A 21,880-nucleotide genomic window follows, 5' to 3' on the forward strand; every position below is an offset into this window, starting at 1 on the left:
GATGGCTCCACACGCGGCACAAGGAAACCCCATCATGTCTTCATTTTTCATGCCCCTGCTCCGCTCGCTGCTGGTGCCCGCGCTGTCGTACGTGTGCCTGGCTGTCAGTGCTGCGCCCGGCCCGGCCATGACGGTCTATGGCGAGGCAGCCAAGTACCCCGCCGACTTCAAGCATTTTGAATTTGTGAACCCCAACGCGCCCAAAGGCGGCTCGCTGAGCCGGGCCGCGATGGAAATAGGCCAGTTCAACCACATCGTGCCCTACGTCGACCAGGGCACCGGTGTCGTGCAAGTTGATCAGTGGGTCTATGAGCCCCTGGCCTTTCGCTCACTGGACGAGCCCTACACGGTCTACGGCTTGATCGCGCAACAGATGGAGCGCGACCCTGACGGCCTCTGGGTACGTTTTTACCTCAACCCCAACGCCCGTTTTAGCGACGGAACACCCATCACCGCGCAAGACGTCGCCTTTACCTACAACACCCTGATGACCCAAGGCAGCCTGAGCTATCGCATGCTCTACGGCGAAGTCAAAGACGTGGTCATCGAAGGCCCGAGGCAAATTCGCTTCGACTTTAAAAGCAACCAGAACCGCACCCTGGCTCTGGACCTGGCCAGCCTGCATGTCCTCCCCGAACACTGGTGGAAGACCCGCGACTTTGCCAATGGCGGCGGCTTCGAACCGCCCTTGGGCAGCGGCCCGTACACCGTGTCCAACGTCGACCCGGGCCGCAGCATCACGTTTGCACGCAACCCCGACTGGTGGGCCAAGGATTTGCCCGTGAGCAAGGGCTTGTACAACTTCGACCGCCTGACGGTGAATTTTTACAGTGACACTGACATCGCCCGGCAACTGCTCAAAGCCGGAGCATTTGATTACAACCGCGAATTCTCGGCCACCGGCTTCAGCATCGGCTACGACAGCCCGGCCCTGACCGACGGGCGCCTGCAACGGGGTGTGTTTGCCAAGGACAAACCGGGCGCGCCCCAGGGTTTTGCCTTCAACCTGCAAAACCCGGCGTTCCAGGATCGCCGGGTGCGCCAGGCGCTGAGCCTGCTGTGGGACTTTGAGTGGACCAACAAACAAATGATGCGCAACTTCTATGTGCGTCTGCAGAGCTACTTCCCGAAAAGCGACATGGCCGCCACCGCCCTGCCCGACGCCCGCGAGCTGGAAATTCTTGAACCGCTGCGCGGCAAGATCCCCGATGAAGTATTCACTCAGGTCTATCAGGCGCCGAAAACCGATGGCAGCGGCTACATCCGCGACAAACAGCTGCAAGCCCTGGCACTGCTCAAGGAGGCAGGCTGGACGCCCAAGAACAACCAACTGGTGAATGCCCAAGGGGAACCGTTCACGTTCACCTTCCTCGATGGCCAGGGCGGTTTTGACCGCATGGTCATGCCGTACAAACGCACTCTGGCGCAGATCGGCATCACCATGGAGATTCGCAAGGTCGACTCCGCGCAGTACATCAACCGCCTCAACGCGCGCGACTACGACATGATCGTGGTGGCGTTCCCGCGCAGCGGCCAGCCCATCGTCTCGCCGGGTCGCGAGATGTACGACATGTTCGGCTCAGGCAGCGCCACCCAAGTCGGCTCGTCCAACTCGTTTGTGCTGCGCGACCCGGCGGTCGACACCCTGCTCGACGGGCTGGTGCAAGCCAACAGCCGCGAGGAGATGGTGCATTACGCCCGCGCCCTCGATCGCGTGCTGCAATGGGGCTACTACATGATTCCCAACTACTACTCCATCGGCACCCCGACCGTGTACCAGAACCGCTTCGGCCGCCCGGCCACCGAACCCAAGTTCGATGAAGGTCTGGACACCTGGTGGGAAGTCAGCAAAACCGCGCAAACCAATGCGCAGCTGAAGGAGCATTGAGATGCTGCATTACATCAGTCGACGTTTGTTGCTCATCATCCCCACCTTGCTGTGCATTCTGGTGGTGAATTTTCTGATTGTTCAGGCCGCACCCGGCGGCCCGGTTGAACAAGCCATTGCCCGTTTGCAGGGCTTCAGCGGCAGTGGGGTTGGCGCGGGTGGTGGCGAAATCGCCGCTGGGGGTTCCGGTGCCAGCCGCAGCAGCCGGGGCCTGGACCCGGCCCTGATTGAAGAAATCACCAAACATTACGGCTTCGACAAACCGATGCACGAGCGCTTGTGGCTGATGCTCAAGAACTACGCGCAACTGGATTTCGGCAACAGCTTTTTCCGTGGGGCCAAGGTCACTGACCTGATCTTGCAGAAGCTCCCGGTGTCGATCTCGCTAGGCTTGTGGGCCACCCTCATCACCTACCTGATCTCGATCCCGCTGGGCATTCGCAAGGCCATCCACAACGGCAGCAAATTTGATATGTGGACCAGCACCGCGATCATCATTGGCTACGCCATGCCCGCGTTTCTGTTTGCCATTTTGCTGATCGTGGTGTTCGCGGGCGGCAGTTATGTGAGCTGGTTTCCGATCCAGGGCATGGTCTCGGACGACTTCGACAGCCTGAGCTTTTTCGGCAAGATCGCCGACTACCTGTGGCACATGGTCTTGCCGGTAAGCGCGCTGGTGATCGGCGGCTTTGCGACCCTGACCATCCTCACCAAAAACAGCTTCTTGAATGAAATCAGCCGCCAGTACGTGGTCACTGCGCGGGCCAAAGGCCTGACCGAAAAACGCGTGCTCTACGGCCATGTGCTGCGCAACGCCATGTTGCTGGTCGTGGCCGGCGTGCCGCAGGCGCTGATCGAAGTGTTCTTTGCCGGTTCCTTGTTGATCGAAACCATCTTCAACCTCGATGGCATCGGCCGCATGAGCTACGAGGCGGCGATATCCCGCGATTACCCGGTGGTGTTTGGCACGTTGTTTCTGTTCACCCTGTTCGGGCTGTTGATCAAGTTGATCGGCGACATTTGCTACACCCTGCTCGACCCCCGTATCGACTTCTCGGCGAGGAACGCCTGATGTTTACCCTCTCTCCCCTGAGCCGTCGGCGCTTCGCCCACTTCAAGGCCAACCGTCGGGGCTGGTGGTCGCTGTGGCTGTTTATCGGTCTGTTTGTGGTCTGCCTGTGCGGCGAATTGATCGCCAACGACAAACCCTTGGCCATTCACTTCAAAGACCAGTGGTATTTCCCGATTGTCTCCAGCCACCTTGAAACCGACTTCGGCGGCGAACTGCCTTTCGAGCCGGATTACCGCAGCGAATACGTGCAGACACTCATCACCGGGCAAGGCGGCTGGATGCTCTTTGCGCCCATCCCGTTCAGTTCCGATACGGTCAACTACGACCTCAAGGTGCCCTCCCCAAGCCCGCCCAGCAGCAGTAACTGGCTGGGCACCGATGAGCAGGCCCGTGACGTGTTGGCGCGGGTGATCTTTGGCGCGCGGATTTCGATCCTGTTTGCCTTGATCCTCACCGCCATCAGTGCGCTGGTGGGCATCACGGCAGGCGCCTTACAGGGCTTTTACGGCGGCCTGGTGGACCTGATCGGCCAACGCCTGCAAGAGGTTTGGGCCGGGTTGCCGGTGCTGTACCTGCTGATCATCCTCTCGGGCTTTATCGCCCCAAGCTTTTGGTGGTTGCTGGGCATCATGGCGCTGTTCAGCTGGCTGGCCTTGGTCGACGTGGTGCGCGCCGAGTTTTTGCGCGGGCGCAATCTGGAATACGTCAAAGCCGCCCGGGCCTTGGGCTTGACCAATGGCGCGCTGATGCGTCGGCACATTTTGCCCAACGCCATGACCTCGACCTTGACCTACATCCCGTTCATTTTGACCGGCGCAATTGCCACCCTCACCGCCCTGGATTTTCTCGGCTTCGGCATGCCGCCCGGCACCGCCTCGCTGGGAGAGCTGATTGGCCAGGCCAAACGCAATCTGCAAGCCCCCTGGCTGGGCCTGACTGCGTTCTGTGTGCTGGCACTGATTTTGTCGCTACTGGTGTTTATCGGCGAAGCCTGCCGTGACGCGTTTGATCCAAGGAGTTGAGATGAGCGACACACTGATCGAAATACGTGACCTGCGCGTCGGCTTTGCCGGGCGTGAAGTGGTGCACGGGGTCAACCTGGACATCCGCCGTGGCGAGTGTCTGGCACTGGTGGGCGAATCGGGCTCGGGCAAGTCGGTGACGGCGCACTCGATCCTGCGCCTGCTGCCCGGCAAAAACGTCGAAACCCAAGGCAGCATCCGCTACAACGGCATCGACCTGGTGAGCGCCAGCCCTGCGCAACTGCGCAGTTTGCGCGGCAACCGCATTGCGATGATTTTCCAGGAGCCGATGACCTCACTCAACCCGCTGCACACCGTCGAAAAGCAAGTCAGCGAAGTGCTGATCACCCACAAGGGCCTGAAAAAACGCGAAGCACGAGCCAGAACCCTTGAACTGCTGGAACTGGTAGGGATTCGCGACCCGCAACATCGCCTCAATGCTTACCCCCATCAACTGTCTGGCGGCCAGCGCCAGCGGGTGATGATCGCCATGGCGCTGGCCAACGAGCCTGAACTGTTGATCGCCGACGAGCCGACCACCGCGCTGGACGTCACCGTGCAGCAGAAGATTCTTGAACTGCTGATCGACCTGCAACAGCGTCTGGGCATGTCGTTGCTGCTGATCAGCCACGACCTCAACCTGGTGCGCAAAATCGCCCAGCGGGTGTGCGTGATGCGCGGCGGTGAAATTGTCGAGCAAGCCACCTGCGAGGAGCTGTTCAAAGCCCCGCAGCACCCCTACAGCCGCATGCTGATCGAGGCCGAGCCCAGCGGCAGCCCGGTGCCAGCTGACAATCAAAGCAACCTGCTGCAGGTCGACGACCTCAAGGTCTGGTTCCCTTTGCCCAAGTCGTTGTTCAGCCGCGAGCGGCATTACGTCAAGGCCGTGGACGGGGTCAGTTTTGAGCTGAAAAAAGGCCGCACCCTGGGCATTGTCGGCGAGTCGGGCTCAGGCAAATCCACCCTCGGCCAGGCAGTGCTGCGGCTGGTGGAATCGCAGGGGTCTATCCGACTCGACGGCCAGCAACTCGGAGCCCTCAACCAAGACCAACTGCGCCCGTTGCGGCGCCACATGCAGGTGGTATTTCAAGACCCGTTTGGCAGCCTGAGCCCGCGCATGTCGGTGCAGCAGATCATCAGCGAGGGGTTGCTGGCCCACAACATCGGCACCGTGCAGGAACGTGAAGCCGCGGTGATTCGCGTGCTGCAAGAGGTCGGGCTCGACCCGGAAAGCCGCCACCGCTACCCGCACGAATTTTCGGGCGGCCAGCGCCAGCGCATCTCCATCGCCCGGGCGTTGATCATGGAACCGGAGTTGATCTTGCTCGACGAACCGACCTCGGCGCTGGACCGCACCGTGCAAAAACAAGTGGTGGACTTGCTCCGTGACTTACAGGCCAAACACGGCCTGACCTACCTGTTTATCAGCCACGACCTGGCGGTGGTGCATGCACTGGCCCACGACATGATCGTGATCAAGGACGGCAAAGTGGTGGAGCAAGGCAACGCGCAAAGCCTGTTCGACAACCCGCAACACCCGTACACCCGCGAGCTGTTACAAGCGAGCAGCGTAACCCCCTGACCCAATCTGTAGGAGCGAGCTTGCCTCGCGATCTTTTGATCGTTGATAAGATCGCGAGGCACACTTTAATTTTTTACAAAGTTTTACCAAAACTGGCACAGATTTTCCTTGTCATTGGGCGTTGGCAATTCACCGGTTGAAAACACAGCTTCCGGGGTGCGTAACCCGCACCAATTGCGAACGCGGACGTAAAAACTGTCCACATTCAGTGCAACGGCAGACCAAAAGTCATGCCATTGATCAGCTGTACAAAAGGAATAACAACGATGTCTGATGTGCACTCGCTGCAAATACTCCCCCGCCTTTACGCCTGCGCGTTCGCCTCGTGTACCCCGCCCGGCATCGATACATAGCCTGAGCTGCGCTATCACCCGATAAGCGCTTTTCACCTGCTCGCCCCCCTCATTGGCCGTCTCTTCGCGAACAGCCAACGCGGAACGCTTTGCTTTGAAAAAAGGTCAGACATGTCTGAATTTGACGCTATTACCGTTCCTCCCAAACGGCCTTGGGCTTATGTGTGGCATTACGTGCGCCTGTACCCGCGCTGGTATTGGGCAATCGCGGCGCTGCAAATCGGCGCGGCAATAACCGCCACCCTCATGCCTTATGCCATCGGCCGCATCACCGGTGCTGTGAGTGACGGCCTGTGGGACCATGCCGACCTGTGGCAGGCCAGCTTGCCCGCGCTGGGCCTGCTGTTTGGCCTGGCCGTGGCGCAAATGCTCTGCGCCCGTGGCGCCACGCTGTGCATGATCATGGTCCGGCCGCAGCAAAAAATACGCATCGTGCGTGATCTGTTCGCCTATTTGCAGCGCCATTCGGCCCGCTATTTCGGTGAGCATTTTGCCGGCAGCCTGGCCCACCGTATCGGCGAAGGCAGCATTGGCCTGCTGGAGATCACTTGGGCACTGGTCGTCGAAATGCTCCCCATTCTGGTGGTACTGGTCACCAGCCTGGTGCTGCTGACATTGGCCTCACCCTGGCTGGGGCTGGGCCTGCTGGTGTGGGTGCTGGCCTATACGTTGCTGGCGTTTGTACTGTCACGCAAGGCGCAAGTACTGGCCGCAGATCATGCCAAGGCACGCAGTGTGACCACCGGCAAAATTGTCGATGCGGTCAGCAATCTGGCCAGCATCCGCCTGTTTGCCCGCCAGGACTTTGAACTCGATTACCTGAACCGCTACCAGACCCAAGAAAAACACGCGGCGCAGCGCTCGTTTTTCTATCAGGAGAAAATCCGCCTGCTGCAAGACAGCCTGTCGATTGTGTTGCGCGTTGGCCTAGTGGCCGTTGCTCTGTATCTGTGGCACCTGGGCAAGATCGACGTCGGCCAATTGGTGATGGTGGCCACCTTGGGCCTGATGATCGTGGCCCAGTGCAGCTTTCTAAGCATGCAGTTCATGCACTTTTTCGAGTTTATCGGCAACATCCAGAACAGCATCGACACCCTGCTCAAGCCCCACGAAATGCCGGACCGCACCGATGCCCTGCCCGCACGCATCGAAAAAGGCGCTATCCGCTTTCGTGACGTGAACTTCGGCTACAGCCCGGACAAGCCGATCTTCAAACACTTCAACCTGAACATTGCAGCCGGCCAGCGCGTCGGGATTGTCGGCCTTTCAGGCTCGGGCAAATCGACGTTGCTCAACCTGTTGCTGCGCGCCTACGACCCGCAAAAAGGTCAGGTCGAAGTCGACGGCGTAGATATTCAGGGCATGACCCAGCAATCGCTGCACAGCCACATCGGCTTGATCCCGCAAGAGCCGGGCCTGTTTCACCGCTCCCTGCGGGAAAACATCGGTTATGGCGACGTTGATGCCGACGAATCGGCCATTGTGCTGGCGGCCAAACGTGCCCACGCCCATGACTTCATCCTGCACATGCAAGACGGCTATGACGCCTTGATCGGTGAGCGCGGGGTCAAGTTGTCGGGCGGTCAGCGCCAGCGCATCGCCATTGCCCGCGCCTTGCTCAAGAACGCGCCGATTCTGGTACTCGACGAAGCCACCGCCAGCCTCGACTCCGAAACTGAAAGCCTGATTCAAAGCAGCCTGGACGACATCATGGCGGACAAAACCGTGCTGGTTGTTGCGCACCGGCTATCGACCATTGCGCATCTGGATCGGATCGTGGTGCTGGATAAAGGCCTGATTGTTGAAGACGGCAGTCACTCACACTTACTGGAACATAAAGGCCTCTATTACCGGTTGTGGCAACACCAGTCCGACGGTTTGTTAAGTGAAAAAAATGCCCGCGAAGATGAAATATTAGTTACCTAACTTCCACGGCACTTTAAAGGCCCCCTTTTCTTAACTTATTAACCCAAAGCCCTCGCCATTAACACGCGGTGCTTTGCACTTGAAAGGACACTCATCATGAGTCACGCACAATCGTCACTCAGACGATTCATGCAAACATGTGCCGATATGCCCGGTTTTATTTCATTGCGCCTGGTTGAACAACAAGCGCAAACATTGGGCGTATCGCGCAATGTTATTGAACCTCCTTCACTGCGCCATAGTTGCGGGGTCATGGTCTGCGTACACATTGATGGCCAACAGGCTTTTGCAGCCACCAGCGATACCAGTCTATCGGGATTGCAACAGGCACTTGAGCGCGCCCAACATACGGCCAAATCACTGCTGGGGCGCAGCTTGCTGCACTACCCGGCCCCGCAAACACGGGATGTCCAGGCGCATTACCGCTCACCCGATCTGGACCTGCCGTTGCCAGACACCGCCGACTGGCTGGCCCTGTTGATGGAAACCTCGCAGAGCGTACCCGGCGACCCGCGACTGGTGCACTGGTCTGCTCGTTTGCGTGTGGTGCAAGAACAACAGCTGTACCTGGACAACCAGGGCAATGACATTTTGCGCAGCCAACAGCAGCTGTACCCCGAGGTGGGCGTCAATGCTTTTGACGGCCAGCAAAGCCAGCGCCGCACCTACAGCCTTGCCCAACAAGGCGGCGCCAATGTGGTCACTCAATCGGCACTGAGCGAGCAGGCCCGTCGCGTCGCTGACCAGGCCCTGCAACTGCTACTGGCCCCGAACACCCCGCAAGGCCCGCGGGACGTGCTGCTGATGCCGGATCAAATGATCCTGCAGATCCATGAATCCATCGGTCACCCGCTGGAACTGGACCGCATCCTCGGTGATGAGCGCAACTACGCCGGCACCAGCTTTGTCACGCCCGACATGTTTGGCCATTACCGTTATGGCTCTGACCTGCTGAATGTCAGCTTCGACCCCGGCGTGCCCGGCGAACTGGTGAGCTACAGCCACGATGACGAAGGCTTGCCGGCCGAAAAACACTTGCTGATCAGCCAGGGAATTTTGCAGCGGCCCATGGGCGGCGCGCTGTCTCAGGCCCGTAGCGACTTGCCGGGCGTCGCCAACAGCCGCGCATGCAGCTGGAACCGGGCACCGATTGACCGCATGGCCAACCTCAATATCGAACCGGGCGACAAGTCGATGGAGCAACTGATTGGCGGCATTGAGCACGGCATCCTGATGGCCAGCAACCGCTCGTGGTCGATCGATGATGCGCGCAACAAGTTCCAGTTCGGCTGCGAATGGGGCCAGTTAATCGAAAACGGCGAGCTGGGGGCCGTGGTCAAAAACCCGAATTATCGGGGCATTTCATCGCAGTTCTGGCGCAACTTGAGCGCCGTGGGCGATGCCTCGACCCACCAGATCATGGGCACACCCAATTGCGGCAAAGGCGAACCCAACCAGGTCGTCACCGTGGGCCACGCTTCTGCGGCCTGTGTGTTCAGTCAAATAGATGTATTCGGAGGCCAGGCCTGATGAGCAATTGCCGTTTCGCCAGCGCGTTCAAGGCGCTGGAACACTGGCTCAAGGGCCAGTTGCACACTGATGAACAGTTCACCCTGTGGTTTGAAGCCGAAGACAGCCAGTTCGTGCGTTTCAACCACGGCAAAGTGCGCCAGGCTTACCCGGTGCTGCAACTTGAATTGACCGTACGGCTGATCCGCGGCGAACGCCACAGCAGCGCGCAACTCAACCTCAGTGGCGATTTTGCACAGGATGCCGTCACCCTCGGGCACACCCTGACCGAGCTTCGCGCACTGCTCGATGTGTTGCCTGCCGACCCGTATTTATTACTCGACACGCAAGAATGGAGCACAGAGCGCCAAGTGCCGGGGCAGGTTCCCGAGTTGCAACAGGTTATCGACACGATCTGCGACTTGAGCCAGGGCCTGGACATGGTCGGCATTTATGCCGGTGGCACGCTGTATCGCGGCTTCGCCAATAGCTGGGGTGCCTACGGTTGGCATCAATGCGCCAACGCGCTGTTCGACTGGAGCCTGTTTGATGCCAGTGGTGAAGCAGTTAAAAGCACCTACGGTTCAGCCACGTGGGATGCTCAAGCGTTAAGTGACGTGTTTGTTCAGGCCCGTGAGCAACTCAAGCACCTGAGCACACCGCGCATCAGCCTCAAACCGGGGCAGTACCGCGCTTATCTGGCCCCTGCGGCACTGGACGAAGTGCTGGGTTTGCTCAGTTATGACGCATTTTCAGCCAAGGCATTTGCCAACCGCCAAAGCGCATTGCAGCAACTGCAACTCGGTAAACAGCAATTGTCGCCCTTGGTCAGCCTGCGCGAACAACCGTCCACCGGCTTTGAGCCCGGCTTCGGCCCGGACGGCACAGCACGCCAGGACATCGACCTGATCCAGGCCGGAAAGCTGGTCGGGCAACTGGTCAGCTCGCGCTCGGCCGCTGAATACGGCATGCAAGCCAATGGTGCCGACCGCAGGGAAATGCCCCACTCGCTGGTCATGGCCCCCGGCGAACTGGCCAGTAGCGACGTGCTGCGCGAACTGGGAACCGGCTTGTACATCAGTAACTTGTGGTACCTGAACTATTCGGATGTGGGCTCTGCCAGCCTGACCGGCATGACCCGCTTTGCCACCTTTTGGGTGGAGAACGGGCGCATCGTCGCGCCCATCGAAACCATGCGGTTCGATGACAGCCTGTACAACCTGCTCGGCAGCAACTTGCTGGCCCTGACCCGCGAGCAAACGTTGTGTATCGACTCGGGCACATACGAGCGCCGCAGCCTGAACAGCCATGTACTGCCGGGCGCGCTAATCGAGCGTTTAACCCTGACCTTATAAGGCCGCACTGTTTATAGGCACGCACTCTTACTTTGGTGCACTTTTTTTGACAACGCTTAACTTTCGTCAGATTGTCAGACAAAGAAATTGATTATCAACGTTTATAACTCAAGTTCAAAACCGCTATTAAGCCGCGTTACTTAAGTTCAGCACTTATTAACGCGGCTTAAGGCACAAAACTGTCTCTTGGCGCTTAAATATCCATCAGATAAATCGGCTTTTTCCTACCTGTTGGCATAGCCGTTGCAATACACAATTTAACGAATTCTTACAAAAATCCGGATCCGTTGACTTAACCAACAGGAGCTCAACATGACCCTTTATCTCCGTAGTGATTAAGGCCTTTTGACAGGCAAACATTCACCTGTCAGTGCGCCATTGAAACAACCGTTGAACGACTAGTTCTCGTCCCTGCACGCAAGGGCGAACGGAGCCTTATTGCCCTTCATTTTGTCGAGGGACTCTTAATGAGTGACGAGGTAAAACATAAAGAACGGCCAGCCCCGCTATTGACGGCTGAGCATGTTCAACAGTGGACACATATCCCCCATGTGCCCAACACCTCACAGCCAGGCGGGCTGAGCAAGCCGCACATTTTGTTGTTGGTGGGCGTGGTTGTGCTGCTGCATGGCAGCGCCTGGTGGTTTTTCCAGCGCGCCAAGGCGGAGCCGGTGATTACGCCACCCGAAATCCCGGAAATGACCGTAGAACTGAGCAGCCCTGCGCCACCGGCCCCGCCGGTCGAAGAGCCGCCTCCACCACCGCCACCGCCGGAGCCCGTGGCGCCGCCAGAAGATGAAGATGCGCTCAAGCCACCGCCCAAACCCGTGGAGAAGCCCAAGCCCATCGAGAAACCCAAGCCGGTGGTCAAGCCCAAGCCGGTGCAAAAGCCGCAACCGGTCAAGCCCGCGCCACCGGCTCCGGTAGCGCCACCAGCACCCGCGGCGCCTGCTGCACCCGCCGCCCCGGCCGCAGCGCCAGGCCCGGCCAAGGAAACAGCGGCCATTTCGGGGCTGGCCAGCCTCGGCAACCCGCCACCGGAATACCCGTCCATCGCCTTGCGGCGTAACTGGGAAGGCTCGGTAGGGCTGCGGATCAAGGTGCTGCCTAACGGCCGCGCAGGCTCGGTGGAGGTCATCAAGTCCAGCGGCAAACAAGCGCTGGATGACGCCGCCGTCGCCGCTGTACGCAACTGGAAGTTTGTCCCGGCCAAACGCGGGGACACGCCCATAGAAGGGTTCGCCACCCAAACCATTGCTTTCAAATTGCCGGAATAACCCCGCCGGGTTCCGACACTTATTAATTAGCGCGTTATTTAACCGCAGTGCGAGGTATAGCCATGAACGAGTCTCTGTCTTCCATGATTGTCCCTGGGGTACTTTGGGCCTTGGTGCTTTTTTCGGTGGTGAGTTGGGCCTTGCTGCTCATCAAGTCATCGCAATACCTGCGTCAAAAATCCCAGAACAACCAGTTCACCAAAGCCTTCTGGGCCGCCCCCGACCTGCTCACCGCCGCCGAACACGCCAGCCAGTACCCCGGCGCCCTGGCGCGCATCGCCAACAGTGGCTTTGAAGCCATGATTGTTGATGACACGCCGCGCACCACCCAGCAACTGGCCAACACCATCAACCGCGCCGATCGCCTGGAGCGCAACCTGCGCCAGCAAATCCAGAAAGAACGCCGCACCCTGGAAAGCGGCCAGGCGATTCTCGCCAGTATCGGCAGCACCGCGCCCTTCATCGGCCTGTTCGGCACCGTCTGGGGGATCATGGAAGCCTTGCAAAGCATCGGCGCCAGCGGTTCCGCCAGCCTGGAAACCGTGGCCGGGCCCATCGGCCACGCCCTGATTGCCACCGGCGTGGGGATTGCCGTGGCCGTACCGGCGGTGCTGATTTACAACTTCTTCCTGCGTCGCCTGAAAATGGCCTCGGCCACCATGGATGACTTTGCCCACGACTTCGACGCCCTCGCCCAGCGCAGCGCTTTCGCCATCGACCGCCAACCTATTTCCACCAAGCGCACCGCTGTGCGGGAGGCAAGCTGATGTCTTTCTCAACTCAAGACAGCGATGAAGTACTCAGTGAAATGAACGTCACCCCGCTGGTGGACGTGATGCTGGTACTGCTGGTGGTGTTCATCGTGACCACGCCGATGATGACCAACGCCATCAAGATCAACCTGCCCAAGACCGACGCCGTGGCCACCGAGAAAAAGAAAGACCCGGTGGTGGTCAGCGTGGATCAGGACGGCAAGTTCTTCCTGGCCAAGAACGAAGTGGCCCCCGAGCTGCTGGAAAAAAGCCTGCAGGACGTCAAGGCCCAGGACCCGGAAGTACGGGTTCAGCTCCAGGCTGACGAAGGCGTCAATTACGGGCAAGTGGCCAAGGCCATGGCCTCGATTGAGCGCTCGGGCATCACCAAAATTTCGGTGATGACTGCTCGGTAACGCTCACCTCTGCAGCCGCTGCTGAAGGTTGCGATAAGGGCCGAGGGACCTTCAAGCGGGTCGCTTCGCAACCCATCGCAGCCTGCGGCAGCGGCCACAGAGACCGACTTCCCGCTGTAACCATGCCGCGCGCGAACGCTGTCAGTCCGCGCAGGGGAGCGGCTTGCTTGAAAAAAGTGTTTTGCCACGGGTCGACACAACCCAACTGGAGTCATGAGGGCTCACAAGGCCATTCCAATAATCGTCTGAAAAAGTCGGAAATAACCATGCAGATGAAGAGTTCAGGTTTCACCCTCAAACCGCTCGTTGCAAGCTTGCAGCGCCATCGTTTTGTGCCGCTGTATCTGGTTGCTCTGGGGATGAGCGCAGGCCAGTTGCAGGCAGCAGAAGCCACCGTGTCCGACGACGCGGGCAGTGCCGTCAGCAGCGCCGCCGTGAGCGCCGATGCAACGGCCGCCCCCGCCCCTACCACGCAGCTGGACCGTGTTGAAGTGACCGGCTCGGCGATCCGCCGGGTCGACGCAGAAACCGCCGTGCCCATCACCATTCTGCGCGCCGATCAACTGCGCAACGAAGGCGTGACCACCACTGAGCAGATCCTTCAGCGCGTCTCGGGCAACCAGTCGATTCGCAACCCGGCCAGTTCCGTAGGCGCCGCCACAGGCGGTTCGAGTTTTGCCGACATGCGCGGTATTGGCGCCAACAAAACCCTGGTGCTGCTCAACGGCCGCCGCTTGGGCAACAACGCCATCGATGGCTCGGCCGTCGACCTGAACACCATTCCGTTTGCCGCCATTGACCGTGTCGAGGTGCTGCGCGACGGCGCATCCGCCCTGTACGGCACTGACGCCATCGGCGGGGTGATCAACTTCATCACCAAAAAATCCTTGACCGACGGCACCCTCTCGCTGGGCGGCGAAGGCGCTGACGCCAGCGGTGGCGGCGGCTCCAAAGACCTCAGCGCCAGCTGGGGCTATGGCGACCTAGATAAAGACCGCTTCAACGTCATGGGCGTGTTCGGCTACAACAAACAGGACGATTTGCGCGCCAAAGACCGTACCTTCGCCACCACCTATGCACCGGGCCGTGGCCTGGACCAGACCTCCGGCACCTCATACCCGGCCAACTACAGCCAGAACGGTGTCAGTTCCAACCCGCTGTCCTCGGGCAACTGTAATGGCCCTGACCTGGTCTCGCGCCAGGGCGTGTGCCGCTTCGACACCCGCAACTACATCGACCTGCTGCCCGCCACCGAAAAAACCTCGTTCTTCGGCAAGGCCACCGGCAAGCTCACCGATGATGACAACGTCAACCTCGAATACTTCTTTGCCCGCAACAACAACTCCACCCAGGTCGGCCCTGCACCACTGACCGGCATGACGATGGACCCGTCGTCACCGTTCTACCCCGGCAAAGGCATTACCCCGGCTTCCACCAACCCCAACTTCGATCCGACCCAACCGATCGACTTTAACTGGCGTGAAACCGCTGCCGGTGCGCGCCAGTCCCGCGACCAGAACACCAGCCAGCGCTTGGTGCTGAGTTTTGACGGCACCGTGCAGGGCTGGGACTACAACGCCGGCGCCTCATACAACGAAAACAAAGTGATCTCCAGCGTGACCGGCGGTTATGTCAGCGACGCGGCCATGATCAATGGCATCGCCGACGGCATCATCAACCCGTTCGGCCCTCAAACCGCCGCTGGCCAGGCGTTGATTGACGCCAACCAATACCACGGCCAGTACTCCTCGTCGGTCGGCCGGGTGACCGGACTGGACGGACGCATGAGCCGTGAAATCGGTGACTGGTTCGGTGCCGGCCCTTCTGGTCTGGCCATCGGTGGCGAGTTCCGTCAGGAGAACTTCCATCAGAGCTATGAGCAATACGCGGCGGATATCTCCAGCCTCGGCGTCGACCCGGACGGCAGCGTCAAGGGCGATCGCAACGTCAAGGCGGTGTACACCGAGTTGAACGTGCCGGTACTGGACAGCCTCGAACTGTCGGCTGCCGTGCGTCACGACAAATACAGCGACTTTGGCAGCACCACCAACCCGAAATACTCGTTCCGCTACCAGCCGATCAAAGAACTGGTGGTGCGTGGCGCGTACAGCGAGGGTTTCCGGGCGCCGTCGTTGTATGAGTTGTACAACCCGCAATACACCACCTACACCCAGGGCTACTACAACGACCCTAAACTGTGTACCGGCGGCGTGGTGCAACCCGGCGGCAACGCGGCACGCGACTGCGGCCAGCAGTTCCATAACCGCACCGGCGGCAACACCGACCTGTCCCCCGAGAAGGCGCGCAACCTGACCCTGGGCTTTGTCTACCAGCCAGTGCGCAACCTGTCGATGGGCCTGGACTTCTGGTGGATCCACATCGCCAACCAGATCGCCGAGTTCCCGGAATCTACCGTCTTTGACGATCCGAACACCTACGCCGATCGCTACATCCGCAACGCTGACGGTTCGCTCAACTACGTTCAGACCGGCCTTGCCAACCTGGGCGCAGTGAAAACCAGCGGTGTCGATGTCAGCCTCGACTACAAGTTCCCGAACACCCCGTATGGCCAGTTCGGCCTGGGTCTGCAAGGCACCTACGTGTCACGCTATGACTACCAGACCACCATTGGCGGCAACTACACCGACAACGTCGGTGCGTTTGAAGGCACTGGCGTGATCGCCCGCTGGAAACACGTGTTGAGCGGTACCTGGAACCTGGGCCCATACCGCGCCTCGCTGGTTAACCGCTTCACCAGCGGTTACAACGACTACGACACCGACACCCACTCACGCGTAGCGTCTTACGCCCTGTGGGACATCTCGGGTGGCTACACCTTCAACAAAACCGTGGACCTGGATGTAGGCGTCAAAAATATGTTTGACCGCAACCCGCCGTTCTCCAACCAGGCTTACAACTTCCAGAGCGGTTACGACCCTCGTTACGGTGACCCAATGGGCCGTACCTTCTTCGCCCGTGCGACTTACCACTTCTAAGTGATAGCCCCCCTGTAGGAGCGAGCTTGCCTCGCGATCTTTTGACCTTCAATAAAGATCGCGAGACTCGCTCCTGCAGGGCTCCACACGCGGTACAAGGAAACCCCATCATGTCTTCACTCTTCCTGCCCCTGCTTCGTTCACTGCTGGTGCCTGCGCTGTCATGCCTGTGCCTGAGTGTGAGCGCCGCGCCCAGCCAGGCGCTGACGGTGTACGGCGAAGCAGCCAAATACCCGGACAACTTCCAGCACTTCGATTACGTCAATCCCGACGCGCCCAAAGGCGGTTCGCTAAGCCGGGCCTCGATGGAAATCGGCCAGTTCAACTACATCGTCCCTTACATCGACCAAGGCACCGGCGTTGCACAGGTGGATGACTGGTTGTACGCGCCCCTGGCGTTCCGTTCTCTGGACGAGCCTTACACCGTCTATGGCCTGATCGCGCAAAAGATGGAACGCGACCCGGACGGCCTCTGGGTGCGCTTTTACCTGAACCCCAAGGCCCGCTTTGCCGATGACACTCCCATCACCGCGCAAGACGTCGCCTTCACCTACAACACCCTGATGACCAAGGGCAGCCTGGGCTACCGCATGGTCTATGGCGAGGTCAAAGACGTGGTCGTCGAAGACCCGTTGCAAATCCGCTTCGACTTCAAGAACAACCAGAACCGCACCCTGGCCCTCGACCTGGCCAGCCTGCGGATCATGCCAGAACACTGGTGGAAGACCCGCGACTTCGCCACTGGCGGCGGCTTCGAACCGCCTCTGGGCAGCGGCCCGTATGCGGTGTCGCACGTCGACCCCGGCCGCAGCATCACCTTTGAACGCAACAAAAACTGGTGGGCCAAAGACTTGCCCGTGAGCAAGGGCATGTACAACTTCGACCGCCTGACGGTGAACTTTTACAGCGACACCGACATCGCCCGACAACTGCTCAAGGCCGGTGCGTTTGACTACAACCGCGAGTTCTCGGCCACCGGTTTCAGCATTGGCTACGACAGCCCGGCGCTGACCGACGGGCGCCTGCAACGCGGGGTGTTTGCTAAAGACAAGCCCGGCGCCGCCCAAGGCTTTGCCTTCAACCTGCAAAACCCGTTTTTTCAGGACCGCCGCGTTCGCCAGGCGTTGAGCCTGCTGTGGGACTTTGAGTGGACCAACAAGCAGATGATGCGCAACTTCTATGTGCGCCAGCAGAGCTACTTCCCGAAGAGTGAAATGGCCGCCACTGAACTGCCCGATGCCCGCGAGCTGGAAATTCTCGAACCGCTGCGCGGCAAGATCCCCGACGAGGTGTTTACCCAGGTCTATCAGGCGCCGAAAACCGATGGCAGCGGCTACATCCGCGACAAACAGCTGCAAGCCCTGGCATTGCTCAAGCAAGCCGGCTGGACACCCAAAGACAACAAACTGGTCAACGCCAAGGGAGAGCAACTGAGCTTCACCTTTCTTGACGGCCAGGGCGGCTTCGACCGCATGATCATGCCGTATAAGCGCACCCTGGCGCAGATCGGCATCAACATGGACATCCGCAAGATCGACTCTGCGCAGTACATCAACCGCCTCAACGCCCGTGACTACGACATGATCGTGGTGGGCTTCCCGCGCAGCGGCCAGCCCATCGTCTCGCCGGGCCGCGAAATGTACGACATGTACGGCTCCAGCAGCGCCACCCAGCCCGGCGCGTCCAACGCCTTTGTACTGCGTGACCCGGCGGTCGATACGCTGCTGGACGGGCTGGTGCAAGCCAACAGCCGCGAGGAAATGGTGCATTACGCCCGCGCCCTCGATCGGGTCTTGCAGTGGGGTTATTACATGATCCCCAACTACTACTCCATCGGCACCCCGACCGTGTACCAGAACCGCTTCGGTCGCCCGGCACTGGAGCCCAAGTACGACGAGGGCTTGAACACCTGGTGGGAAGTCAGCAAAACCGCGCAAAGCAACGCGCAGTTCAACAAGGTCAACGCGCCTGCTTCCAACACTCCGGCAGAGAATCATTAAGATGTGGCATTACATCAGTCGTCGCTTATTGCTCATCATCCCCACCCTGCTGTGCATTCTGGTGGTCAACTTTTTGATCGTGCAGGCCGCTCCCGGTGGCCCGGTGGATCAGGCCATTGCCCGCTTGCAGGGGTTCAGTGGCGCTTCCGTGGGCGGCGGTGGCGGCGAAATGGCCGCCCACAGCGCGGGCGCCAGCCGTAGCAGCCGCGGCCTTGACCCGGCACTTATCGAAGAAATCACCAAGCATTACGGCTTCGACAAACCGATGCACGAGCGCTTGTGGCTGATGCTCAAGAACTACGCGCAACTGGATTTCGGCAGCAGTTTTTTTCGCGGTTCCACGGTCACCGACCTCATCTTGCAAAAGCTCCCGGTGACGATTTCGCTGGGGTTCTGGGCCACGTTCATCACCTACCTGGTGTCGATCCCGCTGGGCATTCGCAAGGCCATTCACAACGGCAGTGCCTTTGACATGTGGACCAGCACCGCGATCATCGTCGGCTACGCCATGCCCGCGTTCCTGTTCGCCATTTTGCTGATCGTAGTCTTCGCAGGCGGCAGTTACCTGAGCTGGTTTCCGATTCAGGGGCTGGTCTCGGATAACTTCGACAGCCTGAGCTTTTTCGGCAAGATCGCCGACTACCTGTGGCACATGGTGCTGCCGGTGAGCGCGCTGGTGATCGGCGGCTTTGCGACCCTGACCATCCTCACCAAAAACAGCTTTTTGAATGAAATCAGCCGCCAGTACGTGGTCACCGCACGGGCCAAAGGCCTGACCGAAAAACGCGTGCTGTACGGCCATGTGCTGCGCAACGCCATGTTGCTGGTGGTGGCGGGGATTCCCCAGGCGTTGATCGAGGTGTTCTTCGCCGGCTCCTTGCTGATCGAGACCATCTTCAACCTCGACGGCATTGGCCGCATGAGCTACGAAGCCGCGGTGTCACGCGACTATCCCGTGGTGTTTGGCACGTTGTTTCTGTTCACCCTGTTCGGGCTGCTGATCAAACTGATCGGCGATATTTGCTACACCCTGCTCGACCCCCGTATCGACTTCTCGGCGAGGAATGCCTGATGTTTACCCTCTCTCCTCTGGGCCGTCGACGCCTCGCCCACTTCAAGGCCAACCGCCGTGGCTGGTGGTCGCTGTGGTTATTTGTCGGCCTGTTTGTGCTGTGCCTGGGCGGCGAATTGATCGCCAACGACAAACCCCTGGCCGTGCACTACAAAGACCATTGGTACTTTCCGATTGTGTCGCACTACAGCGAAACCGACTTTGGCGGCGAGCTGCCCTTTGAGCCGGACTACAGCAGCGATTACGTGCGCAAGTTGATCACCGACCAGGGCGGCTGGATGCTCTTTGCGCCCATTCCGTTCAGCTACGACACGGTCAACTACGACCTCAAGGAACCGGCGCCCAGCCCACCGAGCGCGACCAACTGGCTGGGCACTGACGAACAGGCCCGTGACGTGCTGGCGCGGGTGATTTTTGGCGCGCGAATTTCGATTCTGTTTGCCTTGATCCTCACCGCCGTCAGCGCCTTGATCGGCATTACCGCCGGTGCCTTGCAGGGCTTTTATGGCGGCCTGGTGGACCTGATTGGCCAGCGGCTGCAAGAAGTCTGGGCCGGGCTGCCGGTGCTGTACTTGCTGATCATTTTGTCGGGCTTTGTGGCACCGAGTTTTTGGTGGCTGCTGGGCATCATGGCGCTGTTCAGTTGGCTGGCCTTGGTCGACGTGGTGCGCGCCGAATTTTTGCGCGGGCGCAACCTGGAATACGTCAAAGCCGCACGGGCGCTGGGGCTGACCAATGGCGCGTTGATGCGTCGGCACATTCTGCCCAACGCCATGACCTCAACGCTGACCTACATCCCGTTCATTTTGACCGGCGCGATTGCCACCCTCACCGCCCTGGATTTTCTCGGTTTCGGCATGCCGCCCGGCACCGCCTCGCTGGGTGAATTGATCGGCCAGGCCAAACGCAATCTGCAAGCCCCCTGGCTGGGCCTGACTGCGTTCTGTGTGCTGGCACTGATTTTGTCGCTACTGGTGTTTATCGGCGAAGCCTGCCGTGACGCGTTTGATCCAAGGAGTTGAGATGAGCGACACACTGATCGAAATACGTGACCTGCGCGTCGGCTTTGCCGGACGAGAAGTGGTGCACGGCATCAACCTGGATATTCACCGGGGTGAGTGCCTGGCGCTGGTGGGCGAATCGGGCTCGGGCAAGTCGGTGACGGCGCACTCGATCCTGCGCCTGTTACCGGGCAAGAGTGTAGAAACCCAAGGCAGCATCCGCTACAACGGCACCGACCTGGTGAGCGCCAGCGACAGCCAGTTGCGCAGCTTGCGCGGCAACCGCATCGCGATGATTTTTCAAGAGCCGATGACCTCGCTCAACCCGCTGCACACGGTTGAAAAGCAAATCAGCGAAGTGCTGATCACCCACAAAGGTCTGAAAAAACGTGCCGCCCGTGAACGTACCCTGGAACTGCTGACCCTGGTGGGCATTCGCGACCCGCACAAACGCCTCAATGCGTATCCGCACCAGCTGTCTGGCGGCCAGCGCCAACGGGTGATGATCGCCATGGCGCTGGCCAACGAGCCTGAACTGTTGATCGCCGACGAGCCGACCACCGCACTGGACGTCACCGTGCAGCAGAAGATTCTGGAACTGCTGATCGACCTGCAACAGCGTCTGGGCATGTCGTTATTGCTGATCAGCCACGACCTCAACCTGGTCCGCAAAATCGCCCAGCGCGTGTGCGTGATGCGCGGCGGTGAAATTGTCGAGCAAGCCACCTGTGAGGCTTTGTTTAAAGACCCGCAACACCCTTACAGCCGCATGCTGATCGAGGCCGAACCCAGCGGCAGCCCGGTGCCCTGCGATTATCGGCACAACCTGCTGGAAGTCGACGACTTGAAAGTCTGGTTTCCCCTGCCCAAGCCCCTGTTCAGCCGCGAGCGGCATTACGTAAAGGCCGTGGACGGGGTCAGTTTTGAGCTGAAAAAAGGCAAGACCCTGGGCATTGTTGGCGAGTCCGGCTCGGGCAAATCGACCTTGGGCCAGGCGATCTTGCGGTTGGTGGAGTCCGAGGGTGATATCCGTTTTGGCAACAAACAGCTCAACCTGCTAAATCAGGACCTGCTTCGGCCGTTGCGTCGGCAAATGCAGGTGGTGTTCCAGGACCCCTTCGGCAGCTTGAGCCCGCGCATGTCGGTGCAGCAGATCATCAGCGAGGGCTTGCTGGCTCACGACATCGGCACCGAACAAGAACGTGAAGCCGCAGTGATTCGCGTGCTGCAAGAGGTGGGGCTCGACCCGGAGAGCCGCCACCGCTACCCGCACGAATTCTCGGGCGGCCAGCGCCAGCGCATCTCCATTGCCCGGGCGCTGATCATGGAACCGGCCCTGATCCTCCTCGACGAACCGACTTCGGCACTGGACCGCACCGTGCAAAAACAAGTGGTGGATTTACTCCGTGACTTGCAGGCCCGGCACGGTCTGACCTACCTGTTTATCAGCCACGATCTGGCGGTGGTGCATGCCCTGGCCCACGACATGATCGTGATCAAGGACGGCAAAGTGGTGGAACAAGGTGATGCGCAAACCTTGTTCGACAACCCGCAACACCCGTACACCCGCGAGCTGTTACAAGCGAGCAGCGTGACGGTTTGAACCGGCTGTAGGAGCGGGGGTGGGGGGGGCGGGGGGTTTATATAAAAAAAAAAAAA

Annotated in this window: 15 protein-coding genes; all 15 read left to right on the forward strand. The window is 59.8% G+C overall.

Annotated features, from left to right (window positions below):
* The first annotated feature begins 49 nt into the window (after positions 1-49).
* The 15 genes from QMX84_RS02540 (at position 50) to QMX84_RS02610 (ending at position 21,824) form a co-directional block, all read left to right on the forward strand.
* Positions 50-1,888 (forward strand): extracellular solute-binding protein, encoded by a 1,839-nt coding sequence (locus tag QMX84_RS02540; protein WP_282363028.1) that lies wholly within the window; start codon positions 50-52, stop codon positions 1,886-1,888.
* 1 nt (position 1,889) lies between these two features.
* Entirely contained in the window at positions 1,890-2,960 is a 1,071-nt protein-coding gene (yejB, locus tag QMX84_RS02545; protein ID WP_262123038.1) for a microcin C ABC transporter permease YejB, read from the forward strand.
* Positions 2,960-3,982, forward strand: coding sequence for an ABC transporter permease (locus tag QMX84_RS02550; RefSeq protein ID WP_048369974.1), 1,023 nt, complete (start codon positions 2,960-2,962; stop codon positions 3,980-3,982). Before yejB (QMX84_RS02545) ends, QMX84_RS02550 begins: the two co-directional genes overlap by 1 nt.
* 1 nt (position 3,983) lies before the next feature.
* Positions 3,984-5,564, forward strand: coding sequence for an ABC transporter ATP-binding protein (locus QMX84_RS02555; protein ID WP_282363023.1), 1,581 nt, complete (start codon positions 3,984-3,986; stop codon positions 5,562-5,564).
* 464 nt (positions 5,565-6,028) lie between these two features.
* On the forward strand, positions 6,029-7,843 hold the full coding sequence (locus tag QMX84_RS02560; protein ID WP_282363024.1) for an ABC transporter ATP-binding protein: 1,815 nt from the start codon (positions 6,029-6,031) through the stop codon (positions 7,841-7,843).
* 129 nt (positions 7,844-7,972) lie between these two features.
* Positions 7,973-9,373 carry a TldD/PmbA family protein gene (locus QMX84_RS02565; protein WP_262123164.1) on the forward strand — a complete coding sequence of 467 codons (1,401 nt, stop codon included), beginning with the start codon at positions 7,973-7,975 and terminating at the stop codon, positions 9,371-9,373.
* Positions 9,373-10,707, forward strand: a complete 1,335-nt coding sequence (locus tag QMX84_RS02570) for a TldD/PmbA family protein (RefSeq protein ID WP_262123033.1) — start codon at positions 9,373-9,375, stop codon at positions 10,705-10,707. Before QMX84_RS02565 ends, QMX84_RS02570 begins: the two co-directional genes overlap by 1 nt.
* Before the next feature lie 467 nt (positions 10,708-11,174).
* A complete protein-coding gene (locus QMX84_RS02575) occupies positions 11,175-11,984 on the forward strand; it encodes an energy transducer TonB (protein WP_262123032.1) in 810 nt (269 codons plus the stop codon).
* 62 nt (positions 11,985-12,046) lie between these two features.
* Entirely contained in the window at positions 12,047-12,751 is a 705-nt protein-coding gene (locus tag QMX84_RS02580) for a MotA/TolQ/ExbB proton channel family protein (protein ID WP_282363025.1), read from the forward strand.
* The gene (locus QMX84_RS02585; RefSeq protein WP_048369966.1) at positions 12,751-13,152 is read left to right on the forward strand and encodes a biopolymer transporter ExbD; all 402 of its coding nucleotides are present in this window, start codon (positions 12,751-12,753) and stop codon (positions 13,150-13,152) included. The genes QMX84_RS02580 and QMX84_RS02585 overlap by 1 nt, the downstream gene beginning before the upstream one ends.
* A gap of 266 nt (positions 13,153-13,418) precedes the next feature.
* The gene (locus QMX84_RS02590; protein WP_048391467.1) at positions 13,419-16,148 is read left to right on the forward strand and encodes a TonB-dependent receptor; all 2,730 of its coding nucleotides are present in this window, start codon (positions 13,419-13,421) and stop codon (positions 16,146-16,148) included.
* A 110-nt stretch (positions 16,149-16,258) separates the two neighbouring features.
* On the forward strand, positions 16,259-18,148 hold the full coding sequence (locus QMX84_RS02595; protein WP_282363026.1) for an extracellular solute-binding protein: 1,890 nt from the start codon (positions 16,259-16,261) through the stop codon (positions 18,146-18,148).
* A 1-nt stretch (position 18,149) separates the two neighbouring features.
* On the forward strand, positions 18,150-19,220 hold the full coding sequence (yejB, locus tag QMX84_RS02600) for a microcin C ABC transporter permease YejB (protein WP_048369962.1): 1,071 nt from the start codon (positions 18,150-18,152) through the stop codon (positions 19,218-19,220).
* Positions 19,220-20,242, forward strand: coding sequence for an ABC transporter permease (locus QMX84_RS02605; RefSeq protein ID WP_048369961.1), 1,023 nt, complete (start codon positions 19,220-19,222; stop codon positions 20,240-20,242). The genes yejB (QMX84_RS02600) and QMX84_RS02605 overlap by 1 nt, the downstream gene beginning before the upstream one ends.
* A 1-nt stretch (position 20,243) precedes the next feature.
* Positions 20,244-21,824, forward strand: coding sequence for an ABC transporter ATP-binding protein (locus QMX84_RS02610; RefSeq protein WP_282363027.1), 1,581 nt, complete (start codon positions 20,244-20,246; stop codon positions 21,822-21,824).
* Positions 21,825-21,880: the final 56 nt, after the last annotated feature.

Origin of the sequence: Pseudomonas sp. PS01297, assembly GCF_029959305.1 — a bacterium.
In the GTDB taxonomy this organism is placed as follows: Bacteria; Pseudomonadota; Gammaproteobacteria; order Pseudomonadales; family Pseudomonadaceae; genus Aquipseudomonas; species Aquipseudomonas helleri.

What these genes read in the sequence shown, in the direction of transcription:
- QMX84_RS02540 (WP_282363028.1), top strand. Translation starts at nt 50, where the DNA reads ATGCCCCTGCTCCGCTCGCTGCTGGTGCCCGCGCTGTCGTACGTGTGC.
- yejB (WP_262123038.1), top strand. Translation starts at nt 1,890, where the DNA reads ATGCTGCATTACATCAGTCGACGTTTGTTGCTCATCATCCCCACCTTG.
- QMX84_RS02550 (WP_048369974.1), top strand. Translation starts at nt 2,960, where the DNA reads ATGTTTACCCTCTCTCCCCTGAGCCGTCGGCGCTTCGCCCACTTCAAG.
- QMX84_RS02555 (WP_282363023.1), top strand. Translation starts at nt 3,984, where the DNA reads ATGAGCGACACACTGATCGAAATACGTGACCTGCGCGTCGGCTTTGCC.
- QMX84_RS02560 (WP_282363024.1), top strand. Translation starts at nt 6,029, where the DNA reads ATGTCTGAATTTGACGCTATTACCGTTCCTCCCAAACGGCCTTGGGCT.
- QMX84_RS02565 (WP_262123164.1), top strand. Translation starts at nt 7,973, where the DNA reads ATGCAAACATGTGCCGATATGCCCGGTTTTATTTCATTGCGCCTGGTT.
- QMX84_RS02570 (WP_262123033.1), top strand. Translation starts at nt 9,373, where the DNA reads ATGAGCAATTGCCGTTTCGCCAGCGCGTTCAAGGCGCTGGAACACTGG.
- QMX84_RS02575 (WP_262123032.1), top strand. Translation starts at nt 11,175, where the DNA reads ATGAGTGACGAGGTAAAACATAAAGAACGGCCAGCCCCGCTATTGACG.
- QMX84_RS02580 (WP_282363025.1), top strand. Translation starts at nt 12,047, where the DNA reads ATGAACGAGTCTCTGTCTTCCATGATTGTCCCTGGGGTACTTTGGGCC.
- QMX84_RS02585 (WP_048369966.1), top strand. Translation starts at nt 12,751, where the DNA reads ATGTCTTTCTCAACTCAAGACAGCGATGAAGTACTCAGTGAAATGAAC.
- QMX84_RS02590 (WP_048391467.1), top strand. Translation starts at nt 13,419, where the DNA reads ATGCAGATGAAGAGTTCAGGTTTCACCCTCAAACCGCTCGTTGCAAGC.
- QMX84_RS02595 (WP_282363026.1), top strand. Translation starts at nt 16,259, where the DNA reads ATGTCTTCACTCTTCCTGCCCCTGCTTCGTTCACTGCTGGTGCCTGCG.
- yejB (WP_048369962.1), top strand. Translation starts at nt 18,150, where the DNA reads ATGTGGCATTACATCAGTCGTCGCTTATTGCTCATCATCCCCACCCTG.
- QMX84_RS02605 (WP_048369961.1), top strand. Translation starts at nt 19,220, where the DNA reads ATGTTTACCCTCTCTCCTCTGGGCCGTCGACGCCTCGCCCACTTCAAG.
- QMX84_RS02610 (WP_282363027.1), top strand. Translation starts at nt 20,244, where the DNA reads ATGAGCGACACACTGATCGAAATACGTGACCTGCGCGTCGGCTTTGCC.